General features: G+C 38.2%; 8 protein-coding genes. 5 read left to right on the top strand and 3 right to left on the bottom strand.

Translation table 11 applies throughout. The features are described from left to right. Positions 1 to 12: 12 nt before the first annotated feature. From ACOVQQ_RS09080 to tyrS, 3 genes are all read right to left on the bottom strand, one after another. Entirely contained in the window at positions 13 to 939 is a 927-nt protein-coding gene (locus ACOVQQ_RS09080) for a DUF58 domain-containing protein (RefSeq protein WP_094487537.1), read from the bottom strand. Between the two features lie 72 nt (positions 940 to 1,011). Continuing rightward, positions 1,012 to 1,329, bottom strand: a complete 318-nt coding sequence (gene trxA, locus ACOVQQ_RS09075) for a thioredoxin (RefSeq protein ID WP_094487538.1) — start codon at positions 1,327 to 1,329, stop codon at positions 1,012 to 1,014. Between the two features lie 1,188 nt (positions 1,330 to 2,517). Beyond that, the gene (gene tyrS, locus ACOVQQ_RS09070) at positions 2,518 to 3,822 is read right to left on the bottom strand and encodes a tyrosine--tRNA ligase (protein WP_421817919.1); all 1,305 of its coding nucleotides are present in this window, start codon (positions 3,820 to 3,822) and stop codon (positions 2,518 to 2,520) included. 709 nt (positions 3,823 to 4,531) lie between these two features. On the opposite strand from tyrS, the gene ACOVQQ_RS09065 reads away from it, so the two are divergent. The 5 genes from ACOVQQ_RS09065 to ACOVQQ_RS09045 are packed head-to-tail and all read left to right on the top strand — an operon-like array spanning position 4,532 to position 11,853. Further along, positions 4,532 to 4,825 carry a helix-turn-helix domain-containing protein gene (locus ACOVQQ_RS09065; protein ID WP_421817918.1) on the top strand — a complete coding sequence of 98 codons (294 nt, stop codon included), beginning with the start codon at positions 4,532 to 4,534 and terminating at the stop codon, positions 4,823 to 4,825. Further along, a complete protein-coding gene (locus ACOVQQ_RS09060; RefSeq protein WP_421817917.1) occupies positions 4,825 to 7,716 on the top strand; it encodes a DEAD/DEAH box helicase in 2,892 nt (963 codons plus the stop codon). Before ACOVQQ_RS09065 ends, ACOVQQ_RS09060 begins: the two co-directional genes overlap by 1 nt. Positions 7,717 to 7,719: 3 nt before the next feature. Further along, on the top strand, positions 7,720 to 9,216 hold the full coding sequence (locus ACOVQQ_RS09055; protein WP_421817916.1) for an AAA family ATPase: 1,497 nt from the start codon (positions 7,720 to 7,722) through the stop codon (positions 9,214 to 9,216). Positions 9,217 to 9,222: 6 nt separating this feature from the next. Continuing rightward, positions 9,223 to 9,984 (top strand): HNH endonuclease, encoded by a 762-nt coding sequence (locus ACOVQQ_RS09050; protein ID WP_421817915.1) that lies wholly within the window; start codon positions 9,223 to 9,225, stop codon positions 9,982 to 9,984. Between the two features lie 3 nt (positions 9,985 to 9,987). Then, complete coding sequence (locus ACOVQQ_RS09045; RefSeq protein ID WP_421817914.1) at positions 9,988 to 11,853, top strand: DNA-methyltransferase; 1,866 nt, start codon at positions 9,988 to 9,990, stop codon at positions 11,851 to 11,853. The last annotated feature ends 848 nt before the right edge of the window (positions 11,854 to 12,701 follow it).

Here is a 12,701-nt window from a genome sequence, read left to right as displayed (position 1 = left end):
AAAAAACTCGAATTAACCGAACTTTTGTTTTTCCACTAAATAGGTGGTTAAAATTTGCTCGAAGCTATCTGCAACATTTACAGGAACATATCTGATTTTATTTTGCGCAGCCGAGCTTGCCAATTCTTTAAACTTTTTTTCGACTTTGGTCTTATATTCGGTTCGAAACTGCTCTGCGAAGAGATTTATCTCGTCGCCAGATTCCAAATCAATGAATTTTCTAGGCGTGGTATCGAAGTCAAAATCGATTTCCGTTTGTTTATCAAACACATGAAATACGATTACGCGGTGCTTATTGTGACGCAAATGTTGCAAAGCGGTAATCAATTTTTCGTCGGTTGAGAGTTGAAACAAATCTGTGAACAAAACTACCATCGAACGACGGTGCAATTTCTCGGCAATTTCGTGTAAGATTTTAGGTGTATTGGTTTGTTTGCGTTCGGTTGCTGAGGCGAGCGTTTCTTCGAGGATGTTCAAAATCATGCGATGGTGGCGATCGCTGCCTTTTTCCGGTGCGTAATAGTCGTATTGATCTGAAAACAAACTCAAACCAACGGCATCGCGCTGGCGTTTGAGTAGATTCATTAAAACAGCGGTCGCCAAAATCGCAAAACCAGCTTTTGATTGATAAAACGGCTGATCGTCGCGCAGTTTTGGGTAATGCATCGAAGAGGAGTTGTCGATGATAAAATGACAGCGCAAGTTGGTTTCCTCTTCGTAGCGTTTGGTGTAGAGTCGATCGGTTTTCGCAAAGAGTTTCCAATCGATATGTCGAGTCGATTCGCCTTTGTTGTACAATTTATGTTCGGCAAATTCGGACGAGAAACCGTGAAACGGACTTTTATGCATGCCGTTGATAAAGCCTTCTACAATCTGATTGGCGAGCAATTCCAGATGTTGAAAAGCGGCTATTTTTTCAAAATTTTGCTCTATTTTCATAGCTGCAAGTTACTGTTTTAAGCAAAAAAATCCCGCACAGGCGGGATTTTTGTTTGTATACAACTGTATGAATTACAAATGTGCGTCGAGCGACTCAGCGTAGGTTTGTTTTGGAGCAACCCCCACTTGCTTGTTCACTACTTCGCCGTTTTTGAACGTTAAAACAGTTGGTATATTTCTAATTCCGTATTTAGCTGCGAACTCTTGGTTGGCATCAACATCAACTTTGCCTACTACAGCTTTTCCTTCGTACTCGGTTGCTAATTCTTCGATTACCGGACCTACCATACGGCATGGCCCGCACCAAGCTGCCCAGAAATCAACCAAAACAGGCTTATCTGATTTTAATACAATCTCTTCAAAAGTCGCGTCTGTAATTGCTATTGCCATAATTATATATTTTCTGTACAAAAGTACAAGGATTCAACGAAATGGATTCAAAATTTATATCGCTTTTAGCTATTTCGGTATGCCGATTACCAATCTTAGGCTATAAAAGCGTGGGCTTGTTGCTCCGAATTGTTGGTGTTTAGCGACTCGATTTTTGGATAAATTGGGTGAGACGGCTGTGCGAAAAATTACCCGTAATATTGCAATATTACCCCGAGTAAAATACTGTAAACAAAACAATTAAATGATTTAAAAAAAGACCCAAATTTCTTAATTTTCCCAATATAAAACATAACGTATTTTCTGGAAACGATTGCTGCGGTAAGGACAGCAGCGGAAAGCTTTTGCACGGAATTTTTACAAGTGACGGCAGTGGCAATGCGACAGCACTTGCAAGCGCCTGACACTTGAAAAATTCCGGGTAAAACTTGCAGCGTATGGCCTGACGGCGGTGATGTACTTCCACCGAACGCGTACCGCCGGACCGCCCAAAAAATTATTGATACGGGGTCACCATGCTGCCTTCGAGAGGCTGACGTTCCGAACTTCTCTAGCGCACAGAAAACACCGAACCACACCGAATTTTGCTGAATACGACGCCGCTGAGGAAAACACAGAACGTGTCATTTCCCAAAAATAATTCTCTTACCTTCGACAGGCTGCCTTCGACAGGCTCAGGCACCGACGAATTGTGGGTTCGGGAGGGAACATGAAACGTCAAAGGGTGAACGTCACGATCCCGATAGCTATCGGGTCTAGCTTCCCGAAAAAGATACGTCAAAGGGTGAATTCATCAAAATCTTAATACTTAATACTCCCGTCTTAATACTTAAAAAACCACTTTGCGAAAATCTTCTCGAACTTTGCGGTTACCCTCAACACGCTCAGGCACCAAGGGAGCACAATGTTTCGCAATGTTTTCCACAATGGTCACCATGCTGCCTTCGAGAGGCTGACGTTCCGAACTTCTCTAGCGCACAGAAAACACCGAACCACACCGAATTTTGCTGAATACGACGCCGCTGAGGAAAACACAGAACGTGTCATTTCCCAAAAATAATTCTCTTACCTTCGACAGGCTGCCTTCGACAGGCTCAGGCACCGACGAATTGTGGGTTCGGGAGGGAACATGAAACGTCAAAGGGTGAATTCATCAAAGTCTAACCTCTAACCTCTAACTTCTAACCTCTAACTTCTAACCCGCACCACAAAATAATTCTTCTTCCCGCGTTGCAACAGCAGCAGGCCGTCGGTGAGGAAATCCGAGGTAGTTACAACTTTGTCTAAACCTACTTTTTCGCGGTTAATGGCAATTGAATTTTCCGTTAAGGCGCGACGAGCTTCCGAGTTCGAGGCTAAAAATCCGGTGTGTTCGGCTAAAAGTCGGATGATTTCAACGCCGTTTTCAAAAAGTTCCCGCGGTAATTCCTTTTGCGGAACGCCTTCAAAAACTTCCAGAAACGTTTGCGCATCGAGTGTTTTTAGGGCATCGGTGCTGTTTCCAAAGAGCGCTTCCGAGGCGGCGATAGCATTTTGCAGTTCGGTTTTGCCGTGTACAAAAGCGGTTACCTCTTCGGCGAGGCGTTTTTGCAGGATGCGTAAATGCGGCGCTTGTTTATGCTCGTCGATGAGAGCGGTAACGGTAGTTTGGTCTAGAAACGTGAAAATCTTGATGTATTTCTCGGCATCATCGTCGGCGGTGTTTAGCCAAAATTGGTAGAATTTATACACCGATGTTTTATCGGCGGTGAGCCAGATGTTGCCGCCTTCCGATTTTCCGAATTTGCTGCCGTCGGCTTTGGTAATCAGCGGACACGTCATAGCAAATGCTTTGGCATCGGGTTGGTTTTCCACGTTCATGCGGCGCACGAGTTCGGTTCCGGTGGTAATATTTCCCCACTGGTCGGATCCGCCCATTTGCAGCATGCAGTTGTGGGTTTTGTGCAAGTGGTAAAAGTCGTAGCCTTGAATAAGTTGGTAGGTGAATTCGGTAAACGACATCCCATCGCCTTCGGCTTGAATGCGTTTTTTAACCGATTCTTTGGCCATCATATAGTTTACGCTGATGCGTTTACCCACGTCGCGCGCAAAGCTAATAAAGCTAAACTCCTTCATCCAATCGTAGTTGTTTACTAGGATTGGGGCGTTGGCGTCGGTAGCGTTAAAGTCTAAAAACCGACTCAAAACAGCTTTAATACCGGCCACGTTGCGTTCCAGGGTAGTTTCGTCGAGCAGGTTCCGTTCGTCTGATTTCCCCGATGGGTCGCCAATCATGCCCGTAGCACCGCCTACGAGCGCGATGGGTTTGTGACCAAAATTTTTCAAGTGCACCAACAAAATAATGGGCACCAAACTGCCAATGTGCAGCGAGTCGGAAGTAGGATCAAACCCGATATAAGCGGTAGTCGATTCTTTTAAAAGTTGTTCTTCCGTTCCGGGCATAATGTTGTGCACCAAGCCGCGCCATTGCAATTCTGCTACTAAATTGTTCATCTCAAAAAATTTGCGCAAATATAAGCAACCGGATAAGGATAATTGCCAAAAACTGGGCCTGCATTTTCGCAAACAATTACCCAATTGCCCGCAGCACCCGCCCAACCTATTTTACGAAGCCAAACTCCTAACGAAAGTGGTTTACAGTTTTTGTTTCTGGGCAGCTATTCCCGTTTTCCGCTGTAGTCCTCAAAAAATACGCTTTTTTCATTGGGCTTTACCCGGCTTCTTGGGTCGCCGTTTCTAGCCCAATTCAAACTAGCGTCTTTTTCTGCGGGCTGCCGCTGCAACCGGGGCTGGGGCGGGACGTTACTGGCGTTTGGTGGAAAAATAGTGATGAGTGGGTGGTGTTGGGAGGAGAAGTGTGTAGATTTATTTGGGTAGAAAGACAACTGTGATTTAACAAGCAAAGAGGGATTTTTTGGTGCACAAAAAAAACAATGCATTAACACTAAAATTATACTTATTAGCGTCAAAAGCATATGTTTTTATTATGTGCTGAACGATTATTTTAATAACTTTCGGAAAGCTATACATTAGTATCTTTTAGCGTCTGTACAGATACTATATAGTTGTAAGCAGATAAAATTATAAATGCCTTTTGACAACAATTCGCAATGCCAGAAGTGCTTGTTTTTTTCGCCGCACTGCGCAACATTCCGAAAAAATAACGACATTTGACTTGTTTTGTCAAAACATAATCTGTCTAATGAATACATTTGGAGACTTAATAAGAATAGCAAGAGAAAACAAAGGACTGTTTCTAAGACAGGTAGCAGCTGAGTTGGATATTGATCAGGCAATTATTAGTAAGTTTGAAAGAAATGAACGCAAGCCTACAAAGGAACATGTTTTAAAGTTTGCTAAATTTTATAAGTTAGATAAGGACGATCTTTTAGTTGCTTGGCTAAGCGACAGGGTTGTTTATGATTTACAAGACGAAATACTAGCAGAAAAAGCTTTGAAAGCAGCCGAAGAAAAAATTAAACGTAACAAAAAGTAATGCTTCACAAAATCATACAAGACAAAAAAAATAAATGGTTGCAGTCTGACGACTGTACCATTCGTGATTTGGTTAAATATATCCGTGACAAAGGACAACTTCGTGACACGCAAATTGAAGCGATAGAAACCTATCTTTTTTTGAAAATTGAAGGACAGAACAAACCGCTTTGGCAATTATTTTCAGAGGGCTTTTTCACCAACGGGACTGACCTTTTAAAATTGAATATCAACCAAACGGCTAGGGAATATTTAAGTGAACATCAAGACGCTTTTGCATTGTATGACTTTGCAAGAACCAAGACTGACAAAGGAACATTGCTTCCTGAATTGGAAAAATTAATTGTTGACAAGCCAACTGAATTAGATTACGATACCATTATTAAAAGTATTTTTTACAATGTAAGCTATGCCGACTATTTAATGAGTTTACCAATGGGGGCAGGTAAAACTTTCCTGATGGCTGCTTTCATTTATTTGGACTTGTATTTTGCAGAAAACGAACCGAACAACAAAGCATTTGCGCATAATTTCTTGGTACTTATTCCTTCGGGCTTAAAATCTTCTATCGTACCGAGTTTAAAAACGATTGAGAATTACGACCCTTCTTGGGTTTTGCCCGAACCATCGGCAAGCAAACTGAAAAAGCTATTGAAGTTTGATGTATTAGATGAACAGAAATCGGCTAAGAAAAGCAACAAAGCAAGAAACCCTAATGCACAAAAAGTAAATGCTTGTTTGCCTAATCCATTCGGGCATGTGTTTGTGGTGAATGCAGAGAAAGTGATTTTGGAGAGTTTCAAATTCAATGCTCAAACCGAGTTACAATTGGACGAGGAAGAAAAAGACACCAGCAACGACCTTAAACGATTATTCGGACAAATCCCGAATTTATCAATCTTGATAGATGAGGTTCACCACGCAGCAACTGATGACATAAAACTAAGACAAGCCGTAAACTATTGGCATAGCAAAGGAAACATCACATCTGTATTAGGGTTTTCAGGAACACCATATTTGCAAAAACAGGAAACCATCAAAGCAGGTGATTACGCTTTTAAGTTTTCGCAAATCACCAACACAGTTTATTATTATCCGTTGGTCACAGCTATTAAGAAATTCCTGAAAACGCCAACGGTAAAAATCGGGCAAAACCTTGACCGTTTTCAAATCATCAAAAAAGGTATTGAGGACTTTGATAGCCTATACAAAACCAAAGTTTACGAGAATGGAGCAATAGCCAAAATAGCCATCTATTGCAGCAACATTGAGGTTTTAGAAGAAGAAGTTTATCCGTTTCTGACAAGTGAATTGAAAATCAATCCTACCGAGATTTTGAAATTTCACGGAGGAAATAAAAAATATACTTTGCCAAAGGAGAATGAATTAGAGTTTCGTTCATTGGATTTGGCTATTTCAAAAAAGCGTTACATTCTTTTAGTTCAAGTAGGAAAAGAAGGTTGGGACTGTCCAAGTTTAACAGGCGTAATCCTTTCGCAAAAGGGCGACAGCCCACAAAATATGGTGCTTCAAACATCTTGCAGGTGCTTACGCCAAGTGGACAAAGGAAAAGAAGAAACAGCTTTGATTTGGCTGAATAAAGACAATGCCGATACGCTGAACAAACAGTTAAAGCAAGAACAAAACAGCAGCATTGATGAGCTGAACAGCACCAAACGAATTGGGAAAGCGGAAATGGTGGAACGCCACAGCCGTATGGAATATTTGCAATTGCCGAAAGTGGAATTTTATCAAATGAAAGTTACTTATCAAAGCATTGATGAAGAAGAAACTGCAAACACAAAAGCCAAGTTAAAAGCCATCATCAAAAAGATGGAAGACTACAAGGCTTCGGCTTTGATAAGCACCAGCGAAATTTCAAACATTGATACTGGAACTATTGACATCATTAACGAAACAGGAATTGCATTTGCCAATTACAATCAATGGCTTTTTGAAATAAGCCGTCAAAGTTTTGGGTTGATTTCGGAAACACAATTGCACCAATACGACACAGAACTAAACGCAATTTTCGATACCGTTTCTTTTGAAAAAGACGGAAACCGCTTTTTCAATGAGTTGTATGACTTGCATTTGATACAATCTAAAATTCGTGTTGCCTTTAGCATCAAAAGAGATTTACAAACCGACACAGAAGTAATTCCGAAACAAGCGGAATTATTGATTGCAGAACGTTTGACCGATGTAGAGAAAAATCCTAAACTCTATCCAACCGAAGCAGACACAAACAAAATTCTTGAATTAGATAAAACAAATGAAAGTGTTGAAGTTGATATGACCGAAGTTGAAAAGGCGTATAACCTTATGAAAGAAACATTGGAAGCCCAAGGAATGGGAAGTATGGTTATGTCTTTCGACAGTTTTAAGTCAGGTAAAGAATATTCATCAGTTGTAAAATCTAAAAATAATTCCTTCCATTATTTGCCTTACAATTTTGGCGGAAGCGGAAGCAGTGGTTTTGAAATACAAGCACTTCAAGAAACTTTGAGATTAGCTGATTTCAAAACTAAAGAGTTGGAAATCTATTACAATGGTGAACGAGGCTTAACTGAATTTGTAATAAACTGTTTTGCCAAAGAAGGTAAGTATTGGAAAAACATAGGCAAATACACCACCGACTTTTTAATTGTAAAAAGAACAGCCAAAGACAAAATTCACAAGGCCTTGCTCATTGAAACCAAAGGTGCTTTGTATGCAGAAGACAAGGTTTTTCAAAAAAAGAAAAACTATGTAGAAACCGAGTTTTTAAAACTCAACCAAGATAAATTCGGCTATCAACGTTTCGACTTCCTCTATTTGGAAGACAGTAAAAACATTGCAGCCAACATCACAAAATTGAATAACAAGTTAAATCAGTTTTTTAACGATTAGAATATGCAAATTTTAGAAACCACATTCAACAACTTTCGTTGTTTCAAAGAATACACGATTAAATTCGGTACTCAAACAACCGTTTTTATTGGTAAAAATGGGACTGGAAAATCTAGTATTCTTTCCGCTTTGAGGAGAGGTTTAAGCTTTATGTTCGCAAAACCGAAAGACTTTCCAAAAAATCTTGCGATATCTAATAATGCAAAAGTAAAATCCTTCGGTAGTTTAGAAGCTAACTTCGACTCACTTTCAAGGTCATATAACTATCCAATAGAGAACTCTTTCAAGGGAAAGTTTAAAGATAGTTTTATTCAATGGTCACTTGTTAAAAAAGCTATGAGTGGTGGATTGACAACTACTCGTTACAATAACGCTTTAAATGAAGTTTTGGGCAACTATAATAGTAACCTTAATTCGGAGCTTCCTCTTTTGGCTGTTTTTTCTGATTCATTTCCTCACGAAAAAATCAATTTTGGAGCCAAGGTAAAAAAAATAATAAATCAAGAAGTTCTTCCAAGAGACTTTGGTTACTATGCTTGGGATGAAAGAACTAATTGCATTGAACTTTGGCTTACGAGATTTTACAAAGTTGCTACATACATTAAAGACTTAAAAAATGAAATTGAAGAAGTTGAAGAACAGATTTTTTTCTACCAAAAGCGAATAGACTGGAAAGACGAACACGATGAGCATGAAGTTCCACAATGGGAAGAAAAAATCGAAGAACTTGAACGAAAATTCAAAGATTTGAAATCTAAAATTGAACTATTAAAGAATGACAAAAGAAATCAAGCCTTTACAAAAGAGAGGGTCTTTATCGAAGGTAAACTGATTGAATTCACAAAGCCTTTGTCTGAAAAACATAACACTGTAAATAGAGAATTTGAGTTATATAGGCTTGCTGTAAACAAACCCGATAAGAAAAAAAACAGTTTAGAATTTTCATTTGTAGATGAAAGAAATATTGCATTTGAAACCTTACCAATGGGTTATAAAAGAATTTTCTCAATTGTAATTGACCTAGCCTATAGAAGCTACATCCTTAATGAAGGTATCGAAAGTCAAGGTATAGTTTTAATAGATGAAGTTGAGCTCCATTTGCACCCTACATTACAGCAAGAAATATTACAAAGATTACAGAGAGCATTTCCAAATATTCAATTCATTGTAACTACTCATTCCGCCCTCGTGATATCTAATTTAAAAGCAAATAATAACAATAAAATAATAAAGCTAGAGCACGATGGAAATAAATATTGGAATACAGATGTAGACAATATTTATGGCATTGATTACATAACAAGTTTGATGGAGGTAATGGATGCAAAATACAGACCATCAACAGTTGATAAGTTGATTGATTTATATGTTGCGTTAAAAGCAAGGAATAAGGAACAAGAAGCAAATATGGCTTATGAAAGGCTGAAAATGTTTTTTGACGGAGAGCCTAACCAATTTATTCAAGATGAGATAAAAACTAAACTTAAGTCCTATCAATAAATAGTTATGCAGAGAATTAATAAAAACACTCCTACTGGCAATCAAATTATTGATGTAGTATTGAATTCAGCGTGGAGCCAAGATGAACAGAGATATGAGGGTAAAATTTATTACGGCTTATTAAATGACGTAAGCAGAATTCAACTTAAAAACTTGTTTCTCGTTGAACAGAACAGTAAATGTTGCTATTGTCTAAAAGATATAACAGCAGATGACATGTCTATTGAACATATTATACCACAGAACATATCCACTGAAGATTTTAATACCTACTTAGTAGTGCCTGAACTAACTGAAAACGTTGTCCATAAAAATACCTTTGATAGAAATACTCATAATATACCACCCCAGAGATACCCGCACGATTTAGGCTACAATAACCTTATTGCTTCTTGTAAAAGCTCAACACACTGCAACAATAAAAGAGGAAATGCTCCAATATCACCATTTATTTATGATGATGAAATGATTCAATCAATTTCTTATGAGCCAACAGGAAGTGTGTTCACTACTTTGGCAGAATTAGATGCTTTAAAATTAAATAATGACTTTTTGAAAATGATTAGGAGACTTTGGCACCTGATAGCTGATAAAATTGAATCTCTTGAGGAAATTATTAACGCAAATGCACTTCAAAATGTAGTAGATGAGATAATAGTAAATGAAGGTGAAAAGTATATTGAAACATTTTCAGGTGAATCCTCAAAAGTGGCGGTTATTTTTCAATACAAATGGTTTTTCAATTACTACAGACAAAACAACAATTAGACTATGCCAATAAAATACATTCCATATTACCCTAACACGGTTGAAGGACAAGCAATATTAGACAACATTACCCGAACACAGCGAGTACTGCGTTACCGTGAAAACGATAAGGTTTACGATCGCATAAAAAGAGGTATGCCTTATTACGAAGTAGAAACTTTGGAAACCGTAGGCGAGCAATCCGAAAATTTGGTTATTCGTGGCGAATGTATTTCGGCTTGTGCTTACCTGAAAGAAAAAGGCATAAAGGTTGACTTAGTTTACATTGACCCACCTTTTGCCAGCGGTGCAGACTATGCCAAAAAAGTTTACTTGCGTAGAAACCCGAAATTGGCTGAAAAATTTGCAGCAGCCGAGCAGGAAATGGACATTGACGAACTCAAAGCATTTGAGGAGAAAATGTATGGGGATATTTGGCAGAAAGAAGACTATTTGAATTGGATGTATGAGAACTTACTTGCCATAAAATCTATAATGAGTGAAACTGCAAGTATATATGTTCATCTTGATTCAAATATTGGCCACTATGTAAAGATTTTAATGGATGAGGTTTTCGGGCAAGACAATTTTCTAAATGAAATAATCTGGCATTATGAGAATAAATTCAAATTTGAATTTACAACTTCATTTAACCGTGATACTGAAACAATTTTTCTTTACCGTAAAAATCAAGAACATATTTTCAAGCATATCAAAATACCTGTAAAGAATAAAAGAATGCAGAATGAAGTAACATGGGATAAAGAAAGAGGAAAAATGGTTACTAAAAAAGATGCTGATGGAAACGTTATTTATTATCAATCTGAGGATAAAATAGTAGGTACACTTTGGAATATTGCTCGATTAAATTCAATGGCAAAAGAAAGACAAGACTATGAATATGCAACTCAAAAACCAGAATCATTATTGGAACGAATAATTAATGCAAGCAGTAATGAAGGATTGACAGTTGTTGATTTTTTTGGAGGAAGCGGAGTGACAGCAAAAGTATCCAATGATTTAGGAAGAAAATTTATTCACGTTGATATTGGTATCAATAGCATACAAACTGTTAGAGATAGATTGAAAGAAAGCAAAGCCAACTTTCAGATTTTAGAAATAAAAGACGGAGTAAGTTTATTCCGCAACCCACAACAAACTATGGATAAGTTGGCAACACTTATTCCGGGTTTACAAAAAGGAGTAAAAGGAATTAGTAATTTTTGGTTTGGAGCAATTACTGAAAGCAAAATAGGTATTGTGCCAGTTTATGTTCCTAATTTACTCAACACACAAGAAAAGGTTTTGGACATTCCAACTATAAATACTATCATCAATCAGGAATTACAAAACTTAGAAGTCAACGCCAAAAAAGTAATTTTATATTACATAGACATTGACGACCAGAAGGCATTAGAGAAATTTATTAAAGACAATAACGCTACCGAAATGGAAGTTGAATTAAAAGACCTTAAAAATCTATTACACGATGTAGTAATTGAAGACATCATAGATTTTAAAACAACCAAAACCAAAGACGGTTACGAAACAGAAATAATTAAATTCATCAGTGACCGTTTAATTCAAAAAATTAATGAGTTCAACCAAAAAGGAAATTTACAATCCGTCGCCAAAGGCAAAACATTTAATCCAATCAGCATCAGCGAAGGAGGTTTAGAACTCATTGAACTCATTGCCGTTGACTGTCAAAACATCGAAGAACAATGGCACAGCACAACCGAAATTAAAATTGACAAACTCGGTTATGTGATAAAAGACGGAGTAAAAACAAAAGAATTTTGGGACGGTAAAATTATCAGCGACAAAAAACCATTGAGAATAAAAGTAAGAAACATAAGCGGTGATGAAACTATAAAGGCAATTGAATAATGTCGAACTGCCAAATAATGTCTTAAAAATTCGAGGTATCCTACACTTTGCTCCGCAAACGCTCCCAACTTTAAGGTTACCTCGAAAGTACAATGCACCAACAAGCCCAACTGCATAACACAACACGCCAACAAATAACACAACCGCTTCCGTAACGAAGCGGTTTTTTTATGCATCAATTTTCATCGAAAAATGCGTAATATATTAACATGTGTACGTATACAGACGTACACAACCTAGTGGGCTACCTAGTTTAGTATGCCGCGCTATCAGTTTACGTGGTTGGCTACCCATTAAATTACGTTTGAAACAAATAAAACATAGTCGGCGTATCAGTTTACTAGGTCGCCGACCTACAAAACAAGGTGCGAAACCCATGTAATGGAGTAGGCGACCCTCAAAACAAGGTTAAGAACCTACACAACTGAGTAGCCGACTAAGTTTACTACGTACTGATACGTACAAAATTTCATTTTGAAGTGTACGTCCCTAAAATAAGTTCACCACTTCACGTATCGTTTTGCTGCCCGAACCCACACGTACCGTCGGAGCAGCAGCTTGTTGAAGGTTTAAACGCAAAGAGCGCAAAGATTTACGCAAAGTACGCAAAGACGGATTTATTAGTATTAAGTTTGGAGTATTAAGTATTAAGACTTTGCGACGTTCACCCTTTCACGTTTCATGTTCTCGGCTTAACCCACAATTCACTGGAGCCTGAGCGTGTCGAAGGCAGTCTATAGTTGGCAATTTCAATTACATTCTGTGAAAATTTCGGGTCTCTTGAGCTTCGTCGTCTTTGTAGTTTAGCGAAAGACAAAAAAGGACGGTATGCGAATTCCCATTTCTGC

The sequence above is a fragment of the Flavobacterium sp. genome, from assembly GCF_049240005.1.
In the GTDB taxonomy this organism is placed as follows: Bacteria; Bacteroidota; Bacteroidia; order Flavobacteriales; family Flavobacteriaceae; genus Flavobacterium.
This window is presented reverse-complemented; position numbering and strand designations above follow the sequence as displayed.